The organism is Paraburkholderia mimosarum LMG 23256 = NBRC 106338 (assembly GCF_000739815.1).
Taxonomy (GTDB): Bacteria; Pseudomonadota; Gammaproteobacteria; order Burkholderiales; family Burkholderiaceae; genus Paraburkholderia; species Paraburkholderia mimosarum.
On sequence record NZ_BBJJ01000090.1, the window covers coordinates 1 to 19,853 of the forward strand.

Genomic DNA, 19,853 nt, shown 5'->3' on the forward strand with positions numbered 1-19,853 from the left:
AGTCATGTCTCAGGTCTCTTTGGGCCATAAAGCGGCGGCCGTGCTCGTTCTCGCCGCCGGTTTCACAATCGCACTTGCCGCTGACGATGATGCTTACGTCGTCACACCCCTCGTGTCCAACGTGGCAGGCGCAGCCCCGAAGGTCGACAGGGTACTGCAGAACGCCTGGGGTATTGCCTTCAGTCCAGCAGGAAGTCCATTCTGGGTCAACGACAATGCCACGGGCTGCTCCACGCTGTATGACGGCGAGGGCACAAAGGTCCAGCGGCTGCAGGTCTCCATCCCTCGGCCAGGCAACGTCATACCGGCTAGCGCGTGTCAACCCTTCTCTCCCAACAATCCACCGAACCCCGCGCCTGCGGCGCCGACTGGCATAGTGTGGAATCCCTCATCGGCATTTCTGGTTCCAGGCACCAGGATCCCGGCCGTATTCATCTTCGCAACCGAGGACGGCACGCTCTCCGCCTGGGCGGGTGGATTGAATCCGGCGGACCACGCCGTGATCGCGGTCGATAATTCGTCCACTCCATCCGCGGCCAGCGGGGCTGTCTACAAGGGTCTCGCCTTCGGTGTGAACGCGAAAGGAGCCTTCCTGTTTGCCACGAACTTCCGCTCGGGTCGGGTCGATGTATTCGGGCCGAACGGTACGAATGGCTTGTTTACGCCTGCGACGACAGACGGCGGCTTCATCGACCGGCGCATCCCGGCCGGCTACGCGCCGTTCGGTATCGCGAACATCAATGGCGACCTTTTCGTTACCTACGCGCTGCAGAACGCTGAGAAACACGACGACGTTGCCGGCAGAGGAAATGGCTTCGTCGATGTATTCGATACCGACGGCCACCTGCTGCGCCGCTTCGCCAGCCGGGGGGCACTCAACTCGCCGTGGGGAATCACGCGCGCATCGTTTGCATTCGGCCGCTTCAGCGGCAAGATCCTGATTGGCAACTTCGGCGATGGTCACATCAATGTCTTCGACAATGACGGCAGGTTTGTCGATCAGCTGGAGAACGCATCCGGCAATCCACTGGCTATCGACGGCCTGTGGACGCTGACACTGGGTGGCGGCCTCAAGTCGAGCCCAGACACGCTGTACTTCTCTGCTGGTCCAAATCAGGAAGTTAATGGACTCTTCGGGACCATAGCGCCAGTAAACGCCGCCAAGGCACGAGAGTCCGGCGAGGACGGGCAATAACCGGCAGTCGCGCGTAGCTCTCAGTGCGACTTCCTGGCAGTGACCTCGTCACTGTCAGGAAGTCGCGAGCGTGGCGGAGATGCACATTGAGCGCGATATCGCCTGGTTTGAAAGCCAGAACGAGGCAGCCGAGTGTGCGCACCTTTGGGCGATCGCGTGGACAGACGAGCGCAAAGGGGTTCTGTCGCGCTAACGCGGTGCGCTAGAATTCGCATTCCCTTACGAATCCCGAACGAGATGGGCAAAACGAAGAATTCATCGCGTGCGCCGTTTCCTGTGGGGATTGGCAAGGTTCTAAAACGGCTGCACTATCCGCTGGATGTGATTCTGCTGTGTGTTCGCTGGTACGTGGCGTACTCGCTGAGCCTGCGCAACCTCGAAGAGATGATGGCCGAGCGGGGAATTGAGGTCGATCACTCAAGTGTGCACCGATGGGTGATCAAACTCGTACCTTGTTCGAAAAGGCATTCCGGCGAATCAAGCGCCCGGCTGGCGCATGGACGAGACCTACGTCAAGGTCAAGGGACAATGGAAATATCTGTACCGGTCCGTCGACAAGCAGGGCAACACGATCGATTTCCTGCTGCGTGCGCATCGCGACAAGGCTGTTGCACGCCGGTATTTCGACAAGGCGATTGCCCAGAATGTTGAGCCCGAGACTATCACGGTGGACAAGAGCGGCGCCAATCTGGCCGCGCTCGAAGCGCTCAACGCTGAGCGGAAAAAGCCAATCAAGATCCGGCAGAACAAGTATCTGAACAACGTCATCGAGCAGGATCACCGCGCCATCAAACGCGTCATCAAGCCGATGATGGGCTTCAAGAGTTTCCAGTGTGCGCGCATCATTCTGTCCGGCATCGAAATGATGCACATGATTCGCAAAGGGCAGATGCAGCACGTTGGCGACACCAGAACCGCCGCCGAGCAATTCTATTCGCTGGTCATGTAAGCAGTCCTCTTCATATCAAATCCGCTCGCACTGACTCCCTTATCGCGACAAAGTCCTGATAACCGCCCTCAGGTCTACCACGGCCGGCGCGCAATAGGGCGGGGCGCGTAACTCGCCAGCTTTCACACCGCTCCTACTCTCGACCTTCTATGCGTCCGATGCCTGCCTACGCTGTAGGCGGACGGATCACCGACCCGCCCGACGTGCACGAGGCGTCGAGCCGTTCGCCACGCGAATCTTGACACTACAGATCAACTGTCACAGTCAGGTTAGCGGCACGCTAGTCGTCAAGACGGCATGTGCGTCGCCTCAGCGTGCGAAGACGCCGAAGACCAGATGGTGAGGAGAGCCCTGCTTAACGCATCCTGCCGTACGCCTGACTGAACGTGGATCTTCAGGGCAAGCGGTCACGAATGGCGAGCAGCAGATCGAGGTGTCTTTCAACGAGCAGCGGGATTGCCGATTCGCCGCGGGTCCATCGACCGATGGTCCGGCGGTCGTAGCCCGAATATTCAGCGAATGTCACCTGCGTCCAACCGAGGCGCGCCAATGCGTATGAAAGGTCAGCGGGTTTCATTGCACCTCGGCCTGCTGTCGGCAATGCGCGCGGCGTGGGCGCTGAACCGGCTGCAAAGCGGACGCAGTTTCCCCTGGTGCCCCACTGCCCTCCTGACTGGTCTCCAGCACCGTCTCTTCGCTGGTTTCCGCTGGCGTTACGCGCAGTCGTTGCTCCGGCCGGGATCGTTTTCCGATCAGGCCGGCCAGACGACAGTGCCGGCCAGTTCCTTAGGCTCCAACATCACCACGGCCTTCCTTCGCAGGTGCCAGGCGCTGGCTGTCTTGCCCTCCCGAAGGTAGCGGCGAACAGCTTCTACCGGACCTTCGTCCGGGGCAACGTCGATTGAACGTCCAAGAAGGTCCACCCGACGCCCCGTGAAGCCGCGCTTCGCGTCATCAGGATGAACTCCGAACTTCGATGGTCCGAGATCTCGCTTCACTCTCCGCCTCGCGTTGAAGTCCGTAACGCCGGCGGTCTTAACAAAAAATGACCATACGTCGATGTCCTTCACTCCGTTCGTACCGTCTACATAGTGCTTTGCAGCGCCCTGACATAACGCTGAACAGAGAAAAATCTGAGGACGGGCATGTCGGGCGAAAAAATTATCACGGTCCTGTGACGCAATTAAAGCAAAGTGCGCCAAGTCGACCGCATCAATGACCTCTAGTGAGCGCTCTGTGGGTTCCATGGCGCTTTCACTGGTTAGGCAACCAAGCATGGCGAGCAATTTCCTTTGCGCCCACGGGCGAGAAACCGCCTTCCTCGATGAGATTGCGCTCCAGTTCCTTCGGCGTCGATGCATCTACATGCATCGTGTCGTCCGCTGACACAGGCGCGCCAGCTACTACGCCGGGAAAATCGCCGCCAATAACCTAATCCTCACCGTAGTGCTTTCCTTCCTCGTAATAGGCGCTCGTTTTCGGGCTCTGTCACGAGAGAAAAAGCATCGTGCGCTGCTTTCCAGTGTAACCCACGTAAAGCCTCGACTTATCGGAAAAACCCGGAAGGCGCACCGGCCCCTGCTGCGGCACAGTGCACCGGGAACCGGCGCTCGCCGTGGTCAGGTGTCAGGTGTCAGGTGTCAGGTGTCAGGTGTCAGGTGGTCAGGCCGCGGAGTCGCATCGACGGCACTCCCGGTTTCCGTCCCAAATTCCTCGGCGCCGCGTACCGGCGCTGCCTCGCCCAACGGCAAAATATGCGACAACTCGGCCGAGGCGGTGTCAAAACCGTCAATCCAAGGTTTTGAGGGGTCACGTTGCGCTTCCCAATACCCGCCGAAGCCGCTACAGGACGTTCTCGCAAGTCGGGTTAAAAACCCGTTGATGGCAGCGTGCGTTTGACACGGCCTTATATGAACACCGCCGTCAGAATCCGCCGCATTGCTGACGCCGAACCCAGGCCGCCCAAATGATGGTATGGCTCCGGTGAGAAGACCGGAACCCGAGGCTGGTCGCAAATACAGGCATCAGGAGAACAGCCCCTGTTGGGACAGGAACTGATTGAGGAACATACCATCCGGGTCGAGCCGGCGTCGTAGTGCATCGAACTTGCGAAGGTTGTCCTGGGGATACAGCGCCTTCACGTCAACGTGGGGCGTAATGTACTGCCAGTTCTTGGCCCAGTGTGGCCGGCCGTGCCAGGCTCCTATCCAGTCTGGCATGACGGCGTTGATCATCGCCATGTGCGGGGCCATGGCCTGCGCGCGTTTGTTCGCGTCACGCTCGGACTTCGGATAGGCGCTCAAGATCTCCATCCAGCACACCCGGTCGTCGGCCGCCGTCGAAAAAGCAGGCGACAGCAGTGACGGGCTCGTCCGTGTGAAGCGCGCGTGAAGGCAGGTCGTCAGCGGATAATCGCCCTGGAACTTGTAGGCGTAGTTCAGGGCGGCATACCAGGCACGAACCACGTTACCCACGTCCCACGTCCCCGGCCCCGTCGCCGGAATGGGGATTGCGACCTCAAGATCGAGGATCGGGAAAGCCTGATCGGCGTAGAAGAGAACGCGCGGAGCCGGCGCCACGAAGCCGCCCTTGGCCTCGATATCCCTGGCCCTGCTGCTGATCGTATTCCACGCGAGAGACAAAACGGGTGGCCAGAGCACCGGGTAGGCCGCCGACCACTCCATCACGGTCCTGGCCATGGCGTCGATCCAGCCATCGGGGCGCAACGGGATGTCCCGGGGCTCGTCCATGGTCCGGTTGAACTTCTTGATCCAGATCTCCCCGTTGTTGTATCCACTGCCCGGGAACCAGAACAATTCGACATAGTCGTTCCCGGTGACCAGCTTGTGCAGGTTCTGCGGCCTGATTTCCCCGTCCGTGCTCTGCGGATTTGGACCCATAACGCTTTCGGTGTGCGTGACGATTTCTTCATCGTGAAGATTGTAGAGCGGCTCCACCCGCAGGGTCACCTTGGTGATGATGCCCAGGGTACCGAGGCTGACGCGCACAGTGGCCATGTCATCAGGGGTCGTGTCCTCCGAAAAGACATGGACCTGCCCGTCGGCGGCAACGAACTCGATGGCATAAATGAAATCGGAGACCGTTCTCTGGTCCCATCCGGTGCCGTGGCAGCCGGCGGCGACGAAACCCGTGGCATTGATCGACGCCAACGCGCCGGTCGACGACAGATACATTGGCGGCAGTGCTGGGTCCGGCGCCGTGAGCGCGTCGCGTACCTCCGCCCAGGTCGCCGATGGCAGGTAGCTGACTAGATCGAGCCCTTTGTCCCGCCAACGCCATGCCCTTCGCGTTCCCGTGGCGAAATTCGACATGTCGACCAGCGTCTCGCCATTGTTGACGATCAGGGGACTGAAGGAATGCCCCGTGCCGATCATCCGCAGCTTGTTTCCGCGTGAGCGTCTCACCAGTGCCTGCACTTCGGCGACGCTCGTGGGACGCTCAATGGCGTCCGGCACCGAGGTGAGATTGCCAGCCCAATTGGTCCAGCGGTTTTCATTGCCGTCGTTGCTGTCATCCGGAATGTTCATGACCTACCCCTTGGTGTCGGCCGCTAGAGTCTGCAGCCTGTATTGTCTGTCTGCGTATGGCCCGAGGCATGCGCCGGAGCAATGCTCCGGCGAGCAGGATCAGACGCGTCACTCCACTGAAACCAGGCCCAGCGTGTTGTTCAATGTCGTGCCGGTGATCGTATAGTTGGCAGTCACTTTGGAGCCCTTCTTGTAAATGAAGGATTGCCTTGCTTCGTTATCAGTGCCCCACACAACGAAGACGTAAAGCGAAACAATACTGCCGTCAGGGACACCCAGCCTGTCTGGATCGACATCCTTGGTCTGTCCCAGCAGAATGTCGCCCGTATTGCCGGACAGATGCTTTTCTCCATTGTCATCCAGGTAAGCGACCTCGCCCCTGGCAACAAACCCACCACCATTGTGCAGCGTGAACTTGCCAATTTCTTTCATAGCCATGATTTTCGGTCTCCTGAAAGGATTTAATTGCACGCACTCGATAATCGGACGTTATTTCACTATGCTTCAAAAAAAATGAAAACACGCTGCGCGCGATATGCCAGTTTGCGTACAGATGATAGAGATACATCGACAAGACGTCATATACGAAAATATTCGCCTTCACTATATATATTAGTTTTCCTTATCACAATGAAACTGGTTGCTCACAACGTCAATCCGCACTTACGCCCGCCCTCTTCAACGTAACTTTGACAATAAACAGGGGGTCGCGCGATTCCGTATCAAAACAGGAGGCGGCGTTACCGTCACGTTTCCGGCGGAATCACTGCACGCGTAGAAGGGAACCCCGTTTCGCTTACGATTCTTGTCGTTAATCCAGTAACAGAAGAGCGTCTGTGCGGGGAATCATAGGACAAACATCTGACGGATACAAAAAAATCTTCCCCCCCGTCTTCAGACAATACTCAATACGCTTCACAAGCCGAATTATTATTCGTATCGCATATGTTGAAGAACTATTAAAGCGCCACGCATAGACGAATGCACATTGAAAGAAAATCATCGCCCGAAATACGTATCTCCGGTTTATCTGGCGCTGGAAGCCGGCCAGGTTAGCTTTCTTGATGCCATGACCTTGGCTATCCGGCAACGAAGTGCCCGGCACTTTCACATCAACGGTAACAGCGTAGAAAGGCGCGTGCTGTCGCAACCAACGCTGTTCGCAGACCTCTCGAAGAATCAATGATGGACCCGGCGTCTTGGCGCACGGTCGCGTTGGTGACGCAGGCTCTCCCTGTAATCCAGGCTATGCGAGTTCCGGTCCGACCCATCATGTCATCGCCCTTCACAACATGTTTGGCTTTCCTGTCCACGCATCGCCGGACTCCGAGGCATTCTGTTAAGACCAGGGTTTCCACGACTCAAAATGACTCAACGCAGAGCCGTCATCCAGCGTATCTCAGCAACGTCGCGCGCCGGGTCCCATATGAAAATGCAAACGATTGCTCGACGTCTGTGGCTCGGTGCAATGCCTCGCGTGACCTGTCTAGCCGCGATTCGCGGAGTCGATGGCTGGTTGCTGCATCAACTGCATCGAACAAACGTTGCTCCGGCTTCCTGCGGTCTAGTCAAGCGAAGCCTTCCGGGTCAGCCGTTGCCCGATGCATTACCTTAAGCGATCGTCACAACAACAACTATCGCAAGGATAGAACAGTCTGCTAACACACTTTCGCTGATTTCCATGCGACTAATTGCACGGCGCAGCAGGAGATGAAGATGAACACGGTGAAGGCTGAAGTCGCACAACTCGAGAAAGCCCTGAACGCGTTGACCCGGCACCCGCAGCTTATTCGCCGCGAGTATTGGATCTCGAAAATTGGGAGTCTGCTGGAACAGACTGAGCTGTCCGCGCAGGATCGACTGCGCCTGCATGCGCTGCGCGACCTGCCCGGACTTCGAGCACTCAGTCCCGCCCTGTCGCCGTAGTTCGAACCGGACATTCCCACCGTCGTTGACACAAGGCCGACGGGTCGGCCGCGGACACAGCGTCGCGGCGCCGTCAAACGTCATCGTGGCACGCGACGAGCAAAGTGAAATAAAACGTCACGCCTTGATCCGCGTAGTCTTTGGCGGAGAGTCGCCCGCCGTGCGTCTCGATAATCGAGCGGCTGATCGACAATCCGGGACCAATGCCGTTGGGCTTTGAGGTAACAATCGCATTGAAGATCGTGCGAACGGCTAGCTGGATGTTGAGGCCGATGCCGATTTGACCCATATCCCGAAGTTTGCGTGATCCACCACGGCAGCCTTTGGACCCGTTGCTCCCGGCATTCCTTCTTTTCGAAAGATGGTCCGATGCCATTTCGGCACACTGTCCAATCTAATATCGGCGTCGACAAACAGACTGCTGCCACACCGGCAGCATAGGCGATGGCCCGGCCCACTTCCCGCGGATTGGCCGCGCTCGGCCCGCGTCGCTGCGCAACGACCTTGATACTGCTGCCCCCACGCTGCTGTCACCGCTGGTACGACAGGCAGATCCTGTCTACGGCAGGCAGTGGCCGGGGCCGTTGTGCTTATCGCGGCCGGTCTGACAACGGTGTAACACCGGTTGTCTGCGGTGAGGGCGGGGCGTAACGGACTCAGCAGGCTCAGACCGCGCCCTGCTGCATACACGCGAGCCGGGCCGCGCAGCCCATTTCACAAAGCGCCAGATGGTGACGCCCCTTCCGGCTCTGCGCAGCGGGCAACGTCCGGCCACAGACTATTATGAGGTCGTGAGCTTTAAATTCGGTCGCAATTCGTGCGTCGCCGTTTCACGTTGCCCGTTGCGTTGATCCGACACCTGTTCGATCCCTGTCTTCAAGACTGCTTCGCAGAACGCAATTCGCATGCGGTAATACTCAGCCTGCAATTGTGCATCTAGGACCCGTTGTTCGGCCTGGAACAGCGCCATGCGCAATTCACCCAGCGCGCGTTCGGCCTGCTTCTCCGGCGTTGCGGCATTGTGTGCAATCAAGTTTGAAAGCCAGCGCAACATGAGAGAACCCCCCGTCTCCAATGGTCGCACGCGTCGGGGCTCTGACAAGCCCTCGCTTTGGCTGCGAAAAAAACTATCAGAGTCAGCCGAAAGCCGTGTGTGCACAGACAAACGTGTTGCAGAAACGATGCAAAACGCATGACGAGACTGGATGAAATTGATGCCCGGTGGCAGCCCGGCCTGATGCGCTTTCGGTTACCCACGCTGCGCTCATTGCGCCCTCCTGCTTGAACTTACCGGCCCAGGCGATCCAGCGGCGCCCGTCCATCCAGGCTTCAGTCTTCCATTGCCATCGCTGTGTTGTGCGGTGAACTGGCGGCACGCCAGTTCGCCCGCGTCGCTCCGTTGCAGGTCGGGGGGTTTTACTGCAGGTGCTGGCCGCCATTGATCGCGATGTTGGCTCCCGTCACGAATGCCGCCTCGCGCGAGCACAGGTACAGAACAAGCGCAGCCACTTCGTCCGGCTGCCCGAGGCGGCCGACCGGAATCTGCGGAATGATCTTGCTGTCCAGAATGTCCTGAGGCACCGCCGTGACCATCTTCGTCGCGATATAGCCTGGCGAGATCGTGTTGACGGTGACGCCTTTCTTCGCCACTTCGAGCGCCAGCGACTTCGTGAAGCCGTGCAGACCGGCTTTGGCGGCCGCATAGTTCGTCTGACCGAAACCACCCTTGCTGCCAATGATCGACGACACGTTGATGATGCGGCCCCAGCCTCGTTCAACCATGCTGTCGCACCACGGCTTCGTCATGTTGAACACCGAGTCGAGATTGGTGCGGATCACCGCATCCCAGTTGACCTTGTCGAGCTTCCTGAAGCTCGCGTCCTGTGATGCCGGCATTATTGATCAGGATGTCTACCGGGCCGACTTCCGCCTTGATCCGCTGCGCACACAGCTGGCACGAGTCATAGTCGGCGACATCGACGGCAAATGCGCGGAACTGCCGCCCGTTTTCCTCCATGCGGGCCAGCCACCGGTCCGCACCTGTATTCTGCAGCGAGTGGGTGACCACAACGGCATAGCCGGCGTCGTGCAGTCTGATGCTGATTGCTTCCCCGAGCCCGCCCATCCCACCTGTGACCAGCGCAACCTGTTTCGTCATCTCTCTTGTCTCCTGTAAGGTGAAGCGATCCTCGCCGTGACAGAACGGCGATGTTTGCCGGGCGGCCGTCCAGGTGCGCCAGCATCATCAGGATTCCTTTGTCTGGCGCAACTGACTGACGCGGGCGCCAGGCCCGCTTCGGCGGTTATCTCCTGAGGGCCGCCGACGTTTGCTCGGCAGTGCGCTGGGCAGTCTTCGATGCAGCAGTCGCGACCACGTCTAAGCTGCTTTCGGCGACCTGCACCGTCTGTTGACTGGCTCTCTGCAGGGTTTCGATTAGCGTATGGGTCGCGCCAATCGCCGACTTCCACCCAGCGACAGCGGCCTCAGAACCCGCCGGCGCACTTCTGGCAACATCGTCGATGAGCGTTTGCACCCGGCGGTTGTACGCCTCGTACTGCGTCTGCGCGAGCTGCGCGAATTCACCCTGGGCGGCCGATACAATCTTGAAAAGATCACGGCTGTACAACTGCACTTTTTCTGCCGACTGCGCGACGAGAGCACCTTGCAGCGCAAACCACGCCTGCGGATCATTGACAGAGAGCGCTTTCAGCGCAGTCTGCTGGGTTTCCGCCAGCGTCGCGCGGATCGCTTTCAGATTCAGTTCGGCCAGCCTTTCGATCCCCTCGACCACCCTGGTGGTCAGGCCGCAAGCGGTTTCGAGGTTTGCCTTCTGCGCTGCAGTAATCTGCTCCGTGGTCAACAGATTCATTGCGAAACTCCTGGGGGTGACTCAGCACCCTTCCGGGCAATCGGATAGCCACGGGGTGTGCTGCGGTCATGTGGATGGATTGGGCCACGGCAGACGTGCAATGCGGACCGTGCATGCACTCGCCATGATGATTCATAGTTGTACTGATTACCCTGCTGGCCCGCTTCTTCCGGTGACAAGGAACTACATGGCTTGCCCGGCGGAGTGGGCGCCGGATTATGAGACCAACAATGATCCGCTAACGACGGTCATCAGCCCAACCGCGTGACAGCATTGAGTACGGAAACGCCGTCGCGGGTTATCTGGGGGCGTTGCTGGCCGGACGGGAGTGTTTCCAACGCGACGAGTTGGTGTTCGAGCAACATATCCAGATCTGCACGATCCAGCCCGAGTTGCCCGGGTGCGTCCTTGACCAGCATCAGTGTTGCGAACTCATGAGGACTCAGCATCTTTGTCTCCTGTAGATAGGTGTCAATTTGCTGGAAAGCTCAACTGTTCTCGCGTAACGACTGTGACTGCGTCTCGCGAACTGCATCTTTGCATGATTCTGCTGACCGGATGCCGACTGTGCGTCCGGGAGGTCATCTTAATGCGCCATCATTCGCACGATCAATACGTGGGATTTAACATTTTTCTTGCAACCACATTCAAACGGTGGGCGACCACCTGTCCGCAGGAGGGCGTGCGCCCCCCGCCAATAAAGGCGCTCAAGGTTTTTAGACGTATCAGTCTGCCGGTTTGTCGCACGACCGTTCAGGAGGGTAAACGACAGCTCAGGCTGAGCTTACAAGGTTAGACGCCCGAAATCTGAAGTGCAACCTTTCGTATGACAATTACTGCAGCGAGCGGTTGACCTTTCCGGATCCCGGGAATCGTTCAACACGCTTCGCAAACGAAGGCGAAGACACTGCAGCGATTACTGGCGCGTCTGCGGGGCGTGCCCAGACGCAGTGCCTGTGAGGACTAAAAGTCGGTCGTCAAAACCTGGATCGGTGAACTGGCGCCCCGACGCGCTTTAAGTTTGTGTTGGCTTGCAATGCGGCATCATCGCCCTCGCGTGATCCATCTGAGCCAAAAAACGTCCGCCAGCCATTCACCCGTCCAATTGCACCATAAAGATTCGTTCTTCCCATACGTGGTTGAAGAACAGATCCCCGCCCCTACGAAGGATCGGTGCGCCAACGTTGTCTGCCATGCGTATCCCAGATTCGAGTCGGTCCTCAAATCGCGACCAAACCGTAATCGGCTTGTGCACCGGAGAAAATGCGTGCCACTGCCTGCCAGCAGATACGCAGATGGTGTAGAAAACCATCGCATGGACGAATTGTTGAATCCACGGGTTGTCGATGGCGGTCTAACTCCACGCAAATCCGGCCACACGATCATCGGCAGACTCGAGGCCGATCAGGTGCCCCTTACCGAAAAGCGGCGTCGCGCCAGTCCGCACGGGATGCAATTTGCGCATGCGACGCAAGCACCCGGTCTCGACGCCGAACCCACGACGGTGCGACGGGCGCGTCAAGGCCGGCCACCCGCTGCTGCTGCAGCCGCAGGCGGCCGACGGCTTCACCGAACGGCCATACGGAGTCTGCCCCGACGCCGAGCGCACCGGCCCCGGGGGCGTCGATCATTCCGGAAGGCTGCTCAACGGCCCGCTTCAGGTATCGCCCCGGCTGTCCTGTCGCTGCTCATGGCTTTGTGCCTCGCACGTGTCCAGTTCGAGCAGCAGCGCGTCGATCGCACAAAACTGCGCTTTCGTGACGTGCCCCGAGTCGAGCAGCCGGTAGAGCCGCTGGCGCCAGTACCCGGCAGGCAGGATAGACGCGGCGGCGTCCCGGCCAACTGAGGACCGCACCGCGTGGGTGATGTGTGCGATTTCCTGGTCGAGCAATGTCATCGTGGTGCCCCTCCCTTAGGTTGCCATGGGCTTGCCGATGCCTTCGTCACCACCCTGCTTGCGCCACACGGGCGATCGCCAGCGCGCTCGCGCGCCATGACAGCTCTTTTTCCTGGCGCTCAGCTGTCTCCCAGATATTTCGTTCGAACGAGCACCTCCTCAAGGTGGACCGTCGCCCATGTGTACCATCAGGTTCCGGCATGATTGTGTGGCGCTGCCGGCAAGCCTGACGGGTCGCCCGGGTCAGGCAATGTCCGGACGGCAGACTTGAAACGAGTTCCGCTCGGCAGCGCCCCTTCGATTCATACAAGCGTTTCAGGCAGTCGTCGATTCATATATCAGTTGCGGCGCTGTCATGACAGGCGCGGCAAGCGCGCCTGTTGCAGTGCCATTTCGCCGCCGGAGTTTCGGCACCGACATTCATGCGACGACGACGCGGTTGCGACCCAGACGTTTCGCGCAGTAGAGCCGCTCGTCGGCCGCGCGCAGGACCATGTCCATCGTGTTGCCGTCGCGGCCAAACTGCGAGGCGCCGACACTGACGGTCACTTCGCCCCGCCGTCCGCTGCCCGCCTCGAACGCACTGCCGGCGATCACCGACCGGATGCGCTCGCCAATCGCGAGGGCGGCGTCAAGACCTGCCTGCGGCAGCAGCACCATGAATTCCTCGCCCCCCACACGCGCCACGCCGTCGTACGGCCGGATCGCGTCAAGGCATTTCTGCACGAACTCGCGCAGCACCTCGTCGCCCGCCTGGTGCCCGTACGTGTCGTTGATAGCCTTGAAGTGATCGAGATCGAGCGACAGCAGGGAAAAGGGTGCTCCGCCGTGTTGCGCGCGGCGAATTTCCGCTTCGACGCGCTCGATGAACTCGCGCCGGTTGGCCGCGCCAGTGAGCGGATCGGTGGTGGCCATGTGCCTGAGCTTGTCGTTGGTCCGCTGCAGCTCCTGCAGTGCGCTTTCGGTGCGCGACGTCGCCTCGGCGAGCCGCGCCATCAGTTCTGTCTGGCTATAGATGGTTGCAAACGAGCGTGTCGTATGGAAAGCCTGCACGACGCCGTAACTGAGCAGGAAGAAGCCTCCGGCGAAAATCGCATGGGCGAGCCACCACATATGATTCCATGGCCGTCCAAGGATGAAGGCGAGCGACGCCAGGGCAAACGACGTTACCGAAATGCCGTAGATGACCATCAGTGGCGTGTAGATCCGCCGCAGCGTCAGCACTGCGACGTTCAGTGCGCAGAGAACCAGGGCGCCCCCTTCCAGCGACAGGCGAACCGCCAGGCTGCCCGCGATTGCGGAGTATGCCAGCCAGGCGACCGCCAGATCGGCGAGCGCGAACACCGCGATCCACGCCAGCCAGCCGCGCGGGTCGGTGCGCTTCGCGACGCTATCGGGCGGCCGGTTGTACGATAGCAGCCCGACCAGCAGCAGCGCCGACATTACAAGGCGCGATGCCGGACCATAGAGCAGGAACAGCCACATATTGTGATGCGCCATGCCGGTAAAGAGACCGTGCAGGGCGTAGATGAGCACGAAGCCGAGAAAGCCCAACGTCAGCCAGCGTAACAGCGGCTCGCCTGAGGACCGGTAGCACAGCCACGTCACGCAGGCTACGAACAGCCCTTCGACTGTGGCGGCCGCGATTGCGATCTCGTGGAACAGGTGATCTTCGAACTTGAGCGCGGGATCCTGGAAGAAAAACAGATAGGCGATCAGGGAGGCGGGAATCAGCGCAAAGCCTGCCAGCAGGCAACGGGCATAGACCTTCGTGATGAACCGGATCATCGCCGCTGGCTCGCGCGCAGCAATCGTGGCATTCATGCGCGGTCTTCCTTTGGTTATTCACTGTCGTTGGGCTGCACTGACCTGCCGGTCGCGAGTCCACGGTCGAACCGACTGGCTCCCCGCGTCGCACCCGTCGTTGTGCCGGGAGGACATTCTGCGACTGGCTAATCCTCAGGCAATTGAGGAAAGTATAGGCACAGCATTTCATCTGACAAGGCAAGCCGCGCCCCCGAAAGACGCCCCTGCCTCGAACCAGCCACCGATACAATCCCCCGCGATGAGCCGCCTGCGGACAGCGTCAGGCGCTCATGCGCGACGCGCGAACGCGTGGGCCCGAAGAGCAATGGCGGGACGATTCGCAAACGTCTGGCGCCGTCGCCGTATCTTTCAACCACACCATGGATGGGCGCCGCATCAAGATTTCGTCGAGGGTTGAGGTTGGTGCAGGAAAAATCGTGGTGCGCCGCCGACTCCCATCTCTTTCAGGAGGTGGGCAACCTCCTCCGTCTCGACTAATTCCGCGATCGTTTCCTTCCCAGAACGGACGCCAATTCCTGGACGCACTTCACGACAGTTCTATCTAGCTCGCCGCGCGCCATGTTGACCAGGAACTGGCCGTCGATCTTGAGATAGTGGACAGGCAGCGCCTTGAGATGCCTAAAAGATGAAGCCCCACTACCAAGATCGTCCAGTGTGAATCGGACTCCAAATTCTCGAAGCGTATAGACGAAATCTCTTGCGGCTTCCAGATCCGTTACGGCGGCTGTCCGGTGACCTCGAAACAGAGCTTGGCCGCATCGATCGTTCGGCACGAGATGAGTGGTCACGGTCGACGCTTAGTCCAACGACCGGTATCCAATGGAAAGCCGTTGCCTTCGGCCAGTGCATTGAGAATCCGAAACGCGGCTACGGAAATTCGCCGCCGCGACGGCGCTGAAAACCCTCCATTGTTAGCGAACGTCCGAGTTCCGGCCCTGAGGCGCCATTCGCATGGTGCGCCAATGCGCCTTCCAGCCGTCCCGTCCGGCTTGGTTACTCGTCGTGCGAGCGTGGGACGGGGGCTTCGCGCTCATGGCGGAGCGCGAGGTTGATGGCTCACGCCGCCGGTGATCGAGTATCAAAATGTCGAGTAAAAACTTTGATCTACCGGGCGAGTGTCTCGAGCAGGCACAACAGGGGGCTGGGCGCGCCGCCCTTCCGGCAGTAAGCATCGAAGCCGGATGGGACGCCGGATAGACGCGCGGTAGGTACTCGAAATGGGCAGATGACCGAGCCCGAGTCCCGCGCCGGCCCGACGCGATGAATCGTCAGACGATACCCGCATCAACGAATCGAAGATTGCCTGTCATGCAGCCGGCGGAATGGGGTCCCCTTCGTTGAAGACCGATATTTTCACCGCGCGATTGGAACCGTGGGTTGTGAGGATGACTTCCGGTGAATATTCCTGACCGCGTCGCCTTGTCGTATCTGATTCCATTTGATGTGGTAGAAATGAGGCACGATCGGACTCGCGGCGAGTCTCCGCCTTGTGGTTCGCGAAGGAGATCTAATGGTTTTAAATTCGCACATGGCGTTGGCCAGAAACCGGGCGGGTCAGATCTTCGCGCGAGCGACCTGCCGTCCGTTGGACCGGCGATTTTCCATTGCGCCGGATGCGGTGGCAATGTCACCCTGTGTCGTCAAAACGCTTCTCAGGCCTGCTTCCGGCACGTGCGTCCTGCTGCCTGCGAGCTTGGTGCGCTGCGAGCGCTGCACGCCGCGGCGTTGCAACTGCTTGCTGAGAACCGGTTCGTCTACGCTCCTGCGCAAACACAGAACGGTAATGGACATGACAATCGCCACATGACTGGGGCCAGGCGTCGGTCGACACCACAGTGAATGGAATCCTGGTAGATTTCTTTGCAGGGACGATGGCTGGGCCACTTATCATCCAGATCGCCATCAAGTCATTATGCAACGCATCGACGCGATGGACCATCCGGGCCCTTGGCTACGCTGCGCTTGAAATCTCGATTCCGAACCTGGAAGAAGTCATGGGCCTTGGCGATCTGCGGGAAGTCGTACTGCATAGACTCGCGAATGAGGTCTGGCTGTGGCACCCTGCGATCGGCAACCGCGAACGTCATGCGCAGCCGGAGCGGCAGTCGGCCGAAGTGGCGCTGCTCTTCGCCGAGGTCGAAAAGCCTGCGACGAAGCTGTCGGTGCCTGTAGCCGTCGGGCCCTGGGTGAATGCCGGCGGGCTCGCGGTCGATGCAGCTTATCGGCAACTGCCTGTTGCGGAGAAGATACGCGCCCTCGAGCAACAGCTTGGCAAGCCATGCGAGCGCTGGCCGGATGCCGTCGACGTCGACGTGACCGGAAAGAGTTCGTTTTGTGTCGATCCGCGAGTCTGGCAGGCGGACATCTTTGGCAAGTTCGTGCATCCCGCCGCAGAAGGCGCGAGCGCCAGAGATTTCACGACGTCCATGGTGCTTGGCTGGCTGTACATGCGCTACAGAATCGTCCCAGCGTTCGAGAATGCGGAAATGGTCGCGCGGGCGCCCTGTCCTACCCATTTTGCAGTCTTGGCCATTTAAGGGCTACAGAATAAAAAATTGACCATAAGGCTTGTTAAATTGATTCGGAATACTATGTGAATAGCGAACATGGAATGAACCTAGGCCGAACCTGTCACCGGCTCGAAGAACTCGCCGATGATTTTCCGCGTTGACGATCTCGCTCGCTGGCGCAGCCGCAGGAGGCATGGCGCAAGGCGTGTGGGTTTTGATTCTCGCGATGCCATTGTTCTGCAGTGAACCGTCGGGTGAATGCCAGCCTCTGACGCAACGTCGCAAGGCGGCCCTACGCGCTTTTTTCCGGCAGTCTGCATTTGGTAAGCTTTTGGCTATGTGCAAACACGCAGCCGAACATGACGCCTGACGAGCCATCAGCTACCACGCCACCTGCCAAGCTATCGCGGGCGGACCGCCTCTATTACACGCTGCGCGACGAAATCTTCGACATGCATGTTCTGCCGGGCGACCAAAGGCGCCATCGCTCAACGCTTCGCGGTCTCGCGTACGAAGGAAGGCGCAGCCCAGCGCCCGTGCACGTCGCGAGCGCGTGGACGATGGCATTCACGATTGAGTCTTACCCTGAAAGAACTCAGGTATCGTTACCTTCGATATCTGTTCGGGACCCGTCGGTGCAGGCAGCCGCAGCGAGGTTCAGTTCGTGCAAGTCGAGCATGAGCAGCAGGCTGTCGATGTCGGCCAGCTGGCTTTTGTTGACGTGTCCGGTATCGAGCAGACCATGCAGCCGCTGGCGCCAGTAGGTGGCAGGGATAATAGGGCCCGCCAGATCGCCAGCCAGTGACAGCGGTATCACACGCCGGATATGGGCGATATCCTGGTCAATGAGATGCGACATCGCGTAACCGGCCAGGCGGTGTTCCGTGTTCGTTCCGTTCATTAGCATTTCGAGAGATCAGACGATATCAGTTCCGCGCCGCGGTCGCGCCTTGCTGGCAGCCCTAGCAGGTTACTGAATTGCCGCTGAAACACGTCATCGCGCCGAGTTCGTGAAGCGTTGATAGATGGACTATCACTTGCCACATTGAGATTATGCGCGGCGCCGACACGTTCACTGAGAGTCTGTTTTCCATGCGCAAGCTCGACGAGTTCGTTCCGAAGTTCGCATCCATTGCGTTCGACCCGCGTGATGGCGAGCGAGGCGCTGGCGAAGATGGATCGACTGTTCGCCGGGATGTATGAAGCGGACATAAAAGGTGGACGGCCGAGCATCGCGCCAGAAAAGCTGCTGCGGGCCATGCTGATTCAGGTGCTCTACAGCATCCGCTCGGAGCGCCAACTGATGGAGTTGGCGCAGTATACCCTGATATATAAACTTCTGAAGAGAATCCGTCTGATCGGCAGCCCCGCCCCTTTCTGCCGAATCTGCCGGTTTTCCCTATGCCGATGCCGTGCGTGTGGCGCATCAGCCACTGCTGAAAAAAAAAATTCAGCCAAAATTCGAAATGACATTGACGGTACGGCCAAAAGGCCTTCCCCGCGTGTACACGAGACAAATGCGTCGGTCCACCGGTCTCGACGGGCAATGACAACAGGCACGGATCGTGCGCAAAGTTGCCCGTCGCCGCGTGCGTGTCGGCCGAAATAACTGCTGGAACATAGCAGGAAGTCTGGCGCAGGCCAGCGGCATCATCTAGCACCCATCTTCCAAGGAACATCCAGAACATGGCAACCGGTACCGTCAAGTGGTTTAACGATGCGAAGGGCTTTGGGTTCATTACGCCAGACGACGGCGGCGATGACCTGTTCGCACACTTTTCCGAGGTTCAGGGAGCAGGCTTTAAATCCCTTCAGGAAGGCCAGAAGGTGAGTTTTGAAGTCAAGCAGGGCCCCAAAGGGAAACAGGCAGCGAACATCAAAGCTGTGTAAGGCCGCGAACGCGTCCTATCATGGCAGCCTGGCGGCAGGGAGCAGGCTCGTGGAACTTACCTAGCTGGAGGATTTCGTCGCTGTAGGAAGCTTTGCAGTTCTTCAAAGGCTGCAGAGGCGCGTCGTGCGACGCCGACAGCTGTGTGTCGCAGAGTGAAGGCCTTCGAGGCGAGGGACGGCGACCCCCTAGTTGACCGGGCTACGTATCCCATTATGTTGACTGCGGCTGTCGATGTCCCAGCCGACAATAATCACGCTGCGCCGCGCCCTGATTACACGCAGCGCGGCGAAATAGTCCGCGGCATCGATCAGGATGCGCAGCCGCGCGGCATGACGAACCGAGTCGCAGGTTTCGCCTAGGGGGAGCAGGCGCGGAGCCGGCGTGCGCGTCATCGGACGCATCGCGTTTGCACGTCGCAGGTTGCGCATTCATGCGGGTGCCGCAGCAATTACCAGTCCCGGGTTCATATGCAGCCGGGAAGGTCACGCAAACTAGAAATGACCGGCGCGCTTCTAGGCCTGTACCTGTTCCCAGACAAGGCAGCAGGACCGTGCGCGTCGAACGTGCGCTTATTGCGCACCCCGTGAATGGACCCGGTGTGTCGTTCGTGGTTCTGCTTGCGATTACCTTGAGATCTGGCATTGTCGCAATCGCGAAGCCGGCAGTGCTGCAATCCGCTTCCTGCAATCACAAGTCGCATCTAGCGGCACGGGCGGCTTCACGCGCTGCACAGTGATTCGTGGTTGGGCAACCGCGGGAAGAAGGCGGCATATGAATTGCGGCGATTGACTGTGGCGATTCCAGCTGCCATCCAGCGGCCGGCAGACAAACTTTCTGGAGGGCCGTGCAATGAACGATATCGTGAGGCAGCTTGCAGTTGCGGCGTCCGTCATCGTAATGACGCTGGGCGCAGCGGCATGCAACCGCGCCAATAACAGCAGTAGTGCAACGGGTACGGCAGCGGGCGGCAGCGTCCCTATGGGTAGTCCACCCGCTTCCAGTACGGGCGCAAGCCAATAGCGCTCAACCCGGTTCAACCATCGGACAACAGGAGTGTCCTGCGCGCATAACCTCGCCGCGGCACCGATTTTTGGCAGTCGAAAGTATGCGGCCTTGGCAGCACGCTTCAGGAGGAAATCGAATGAAATCCCGAAAATGTCGCAAGGCCATTTTCTTTTCGCTCGTTTTTGCGCTCTGAGGTTCATGCTCAGCAGCGTTCGCACAAGGCAATGCGAACGGA

The 19,853-nt window shown here is 59.3% G+C and carries 20 protein-coding genes and 3 pseudogenes; 7 read left to right on the forward strand and 16 right to left on the reverse strand.

From position 1 onward, the window contains the following. Nucleotides 1–4: 4 nt before the first annotated feature. The gene (locus BMI01S_RS32265; RefSeq protein ID WP_028233107.1) at nucleotides 5–1,195 is read left to right on the forward strand and encodes a TIGR03118 family protein; all 1,191 of its coding nucleotides are present in this window, start codon (nucleotides 5–7) and stop codon (nucleotides 1,193–1,195) included. Between the two features lie 237 nt (nucleotides 1,196–1,432). Further along, nucleotides 1,433–2,144, forward strand: a pseudogene (locus BMI01S_RS32270) (IS6 family transposase). Nucleotides 2,145–2,538: 394 nt separating this feature from the next. Here the strand turns inward: BMI01S_RS32270 and BMI01S_RS44205 are convergent. The 4 genes from BMI01S_RS44205 to BMI01S_RS32285 form a co-directional block, all read right to left on the reverse strand. Continuing rightward, on the reverse strand, nucleotides 2,539–2,721 hold the full coding sequence (locus tag BMI01S_RS44205) for a helix-turn-helix domain-containing protein (RefSeq protein WP_154671437.1): 183 nt from the start codon (nucleotides 2,719–2,721) through the stop codon (nucleotides 2,539–2,541). Between the two features lie 175 nt (nucleotides 2,722–2,896). Beyond that, complete coding sequence (locus BMI01S_RS32275; RefSeq protein WP_208461023.1) at nucleotides 2,897–3,391, reverse strand: hypothetical protein; 495 nt, start codon at nucleotides 3,389–3,391, stop codon at nucleotides 2,897–2,899. A gap of 777 nt (nucleotides 3,392–4,168) precedes the next feature. Continuing rightward, nucleotides 4,169–5,692: a D-arabinono-1,4-lactone oxidase gene (locus tag BMI01S_RS32280; RefSeq protein WP_028214854.1), complete on the reverse strand. Its 1,524-nt coding sequence runs from the start codon at nucleotides 5,690–5,692 to the stop codon at nucleotides 4,169–4,171. Nucleotides 5,693–5,800: 108 nt separating this feature from the next. Then, complete coding sequence (locus BMI01S_RS32285; RefSeq protein ID WP_028214853.1) at nucleotides 5,801–6,130, reverse strand: hypothetical protein; 330 nt, start codon at nucleotides 6,128–6,130, stop codon at nucleotides 5,801–5,803. A gap of 550 nt (nucleotides 6,131–6,680) precedes the next feature. Between BMI01S_RS32285 and BMI01S_RS41350 the strand changes: the two genes are divergently transcribed. After that, nucleotides 6,681–6,878 (forward strand): hypothetical protein, encoded by a 198-nt coding sequence (locus tag BMI01S_RS41350; RefSeq protein WP_154671436.1) that lies wholly within the window; start codon nucleotides 6,681–6,683, stop codon nucleotides 6,876–6,878. A 530-nt stretch (nucleotides 6,879–7,408) separates the two neighbouring features. Then, the gene (locus BMI01S_RS32290; protein WP_238328120.1) at nucleotides 7,409–7,618 is read left to right on the forward strand and encodes a hypothetical protein; all 210 of its coding nucleotides are present in this window, start codon (nucleotides 7,409–7,411) and stop codon (nucleotides 7,616–7,618) included. 73 nt (nucleotides 7,619–7,691) lie between these two features. On the opposite strand, the gene BMI01S_RS32295 is transcribed toward BMI01S_RS32290, so the two are convergent. From BMI01S_RS32295 to BMI01S_RS44210, 9 genes and pseudogenes are all read right to left on the reverse strand, one after another. Further along, the gene (locus tag BMI01S_RS32295) at nucleotides 7,692–7,907 is read right to left on the reverse strand and encodes an ATP-binding protein (protein WP_028214851.1); all 216 of its coding nucleotides are present in this window, start codon (nucleotides 7,905–7,907) and stop codon (nucleotides 7,692–7,694) included. A 492-nt stretch (nucleotides 7,908–8,399) separates the two neighbouring features. Beyond that, the gene (locus BMI01S_RS32300; RefSeq protein ID WP_028214850.1) at nucleotides 8,400–8,672 is read right to left on the reverse strand and encodes a hypothetical protein; all 273 of its coding nucleotides are present in this window, start codon (nucleotides 8,670–8,672) and stop codon (nucleotides 8,400–8,402) included. A 362-nt stretch (nucleotides 8,673–9,034) separates the two neighbouring features. Next, nucleotides 9,035–9,776 (reverse strand): annotated as a pseudogene (gene phbB / locus BMI01S_RS32305) (acetoacetyl-CoA reductase). A gap of 145 nt (nucleotides 9,777–9,921) precedes the next feature. Next, the gene (gene phaP, locus BMI01S_RS32310) at nucleotides 9,922–10,488 is read right to left on the reverse strand and encodes a TIGR01841 family phasin (RefSeq protein WP_028214849.1); all 567 of its coding nucleotides are present in this window, start codon (nucleotides 10,486–10,488) and stop codon (nucleotides 9,922–9,924) included. A gap of 251 nt (nucleotides 10,489–10,739) precedes the next feature. Further along, complete coding sequence (locus tag BMI01S_RS32315; RefSeq protein WP_028214848.1) at nucleotides 10,740–10,937, reverse strand: hypothetical protein; 198 nt, start codon at nucleotides 10,935–10,937, stop codon at nucleotides 10,740–10,742. Between the two features lie 966 nt (nucleotides 10,938–11,903). Continuing rightward, complete coding sequence (locus BMI01S_RS32320) at nucleotides 11,904–12,119, reverse strand: hypothetical protein (protein ID WP_028214847.1); 216 nt, start codon at nucleotides 12,117–12,119, stop codon at nucleotides 11,904–11,906. 26 nt (nucleotides 12,120–12,145) lie between these two features. Further along, nucleotides 12,146–12,385: a hypothetical protein gene (locus BMI01S_RS32325; protein WP_042292023.1), complete on the reverse strand. Its 240-nt coding sequence runs from the start codon at nucleotides 12,383–12,385 to the stop codon at nucleotides 12,146–12,148. Nucleotides 12,386–12,805: 420 nt separating this feature from the next. Next, on the reverse strand, nucleotides 12,806–14,209 hold the full coding sequence (locus BMI01S_RS32330) for a GGDEF domain-containing protein (RefSeq protein ID WP_028214846.1): 1,404 nt from the start codon (nucleotides 14,207–14,209) through the stop codon (nucleotides 12,806–12,808). A gap of 476 nt (nucleotides 14,210–14,685) precedes the next feature. Continuing rightward, a complete protein-coding gene (locus BMI01S_RS44210; RefSeq protein ID WP_081723579.1) occupies nucleotides 14,686–15,000 on the reverse strand; it encodes an EAL domain-containing protein in 315 nt (104 codons plus the stop codon). A gap of 1,047 nt (nucleotides 15,001–16,047) precedes the next feature. Between BMI01S_RS44210 and BMI01S_RS32335 the strand changes: the two genes are divergently transcribed. Beyond that, nucleotides 16,048–16,749 carry a hypothetical protein gene (locus tag BMI01S_RS32335; protein WP_154671435.1) on the forward strand — a complete coding sequence of 234 codons (702 nt, stop codon included), beginning with the start codon at nucleotides 16,048–16,050 and terminating at the stop codon, nucleotides 16,747–16,749. Nucleotides 16,750–17,317: 568 nt separating this feature from the next. Here BMI01S_RS32335 and BMI01S_RS42455 read toward each other — a convergent pair. Next, nucleotides 17,318–17,623 (reverse strand): hypothetical protein, encoded by a 306-nt coding sequence (locus BMI01S_RS42455; RefSeq protein WP_042292026.1) that lies wholly within the window; start codon nucleotides 17,621–17,623, stop codon nucleotides 17,318–17,320. A 152-nt stretch (nucleotides 17,624–17,775) separates the two neighbouring features. Between BMI01S_RS42455 and BMI01S_RS39745 the strand changes: the two are divergent. Further along, nucleotides 17,776–18,058 (forward strand): annotated as a pseudogene (locus BMI01S_RS39745) (transposase); the annotation flags it as partial. A 350-nt stretch (nucleotides 18,059–18,408) separates the two neighbouring features. Then, complete coding sequence (locus BMI01S_RS32345; RefSeq protein ID WP_028214844.1) at nucleotides 18,409–18,612, forward strand: cold-shock protein; 204 nt, start codon at nucleotides 18,409–18,411, stop codon at nucleotides 18,610–18,612. Between the two features lie 186 nt (nucleotides 18,613–18,798). Here BMI01S_RS32345 and BMI01S_RS43395 read toward each other — a convergent pair whose 3' ends face one another. Both BMI01S_RS43395 and BMI01S_RS42655 read right to left on the reverse strand, forming a co-directional pair. After that, nucleotides 18,799–19,005, reverse strand: coding sequence for a phospholipase D-like domain-containing protein (locus BMI01S_RS43395; protein WP_244145471.1), 207 nt, complete (start codon nucleotides 19,003–19,005; stop codon nucleotides 18,799–18,801). 231 nt (nucleotides 19,006–19,236) lie between these two features. Next, nucleotides 19,237–19,853: hypothetical protein (locus tag BMI01S_RS42655; protein ID WP_218002762.1), on the reverse strand; the 617-nt coding region annotated here is incomplete at its 5' end.

Excerpts from the sequence above, each read along its gene's own strand:
- BMI01S_RS32265 (WP_028233107.1), top strand. The coding sequence starts at position 5 with ATGTCTCAGGTCTCTTTGGGCCATAAAGCGGCGGCCGTGCTCGTTCTC.
- BMI01S_RS44205 (WP_154671437.1), bottom strand. The coding sequence starts at position 2,721 with ATGAAACCCGCTGACCTTTCATACGCATTGGCGCGCCTCGGTTGGACG.
- BMI01S_RS32275 (WP_208461023.1), bottom strand. The coding sequence starts at position 3,391 with ATGGAACCCACAGAGCGCTCACTAGAGGTCATTGATGCGGTCGACTTG.
- BMI01S_RS32280 (WP_028214854.1), bottom strand. The coding sequence starts at position 5,692 with ATGAACATTCCGGATGACAGCAACGACGGCAATGAAAACCGCTGGACC.
- BMI01S_RS32285 (WP_028214853.1), bottom strand. The coding sequence starts at position 6,130 with ATGGCTATGAAAGAAATTGGCAAGTTCACGCTGCACAATGGTGGTGGG.
- BMI01S_RS32290 (WP_238328120.1), top strand. The coding sequence starts at position 7,409 with ATGAACACGGTGAAGGCTGAAGTCGCACAACTCGAGAAAGCCCTGAAC.
- BMI01S_RS32295 (WP_028214851.1), bottom strand. The coding sequence starts at position 7,907 with ATGGGTCAAATCGGCATCGGCCTCAACATCCAGCTAGCCGTTCGCACG.
- BMI01S_RS32300 (WP_028214850.1), bottom strand. The coding sequence starts at position 8,672 with ATGTTGCGCTGGCTTTCAAACTTGATTGCACACAATGCCGCAACGCCG.
- phaP (WP_028214849.1), bottom strand. The coding sequence starts at position 10,488 with ATGAATCTGTTGACCACGGAGCAGATTACTGCAGCGCAGAAGGCAAAC.
- BMI01S_RS32315 (WP_028214848.1), bottom strand. The coding sequence starts at position 10,937 with ATGCTGAGTCCTCATGAGTTCGCAACACTGATGCTGGTCAAGGACGCA.
- BMI01S_RS32320 (WP_028214847.1), bottom strand. The coding sequence starts at position 12,119 with ATGATCGACGCCCCCGGGGCCGGTGCGCTCGGCGTCGGGGCAGACTCC.
- BMI01S_RS32325 (WP_042292023.1), bottom strand. The coding sequence starts at position 12,385 with ATGACATTGCTCGACCAGGAAATCGCACACATCACCCACGCGGTGCGG.
- BMI01S_RS32330 (WP_028214846.1), bottom strand. The coding sequence starts at position 14,209 with ATGAATGCCACGATTGCTGCGCGCGAGCCAGCGGCGATGATCCGGTTC.
- BMI01S_RS42455 (WP_042292026.1), bottom strand. The coding sequence starts at position 17,623 with ATGAACGGAACGAACACGGAACACCGCCTGGCCGGTTACGCGATGTCG.
- BMI01S_RS32345 (WP_028214844.1), top strand. The coding sequence starts at position 18,409 with ATGGCAACCGGTACCGTCAAGTGGTTTAACGATGCGAAGGGCTTTGGG.
- BMI01S_RS43395 (WP_244145471.1), bottom strand. The coding sequence starts at position 19,005 with ATGACGCGCACGCCGGCTCCGCGCCTGCTCCCCCTAGGCGAAACCTGC.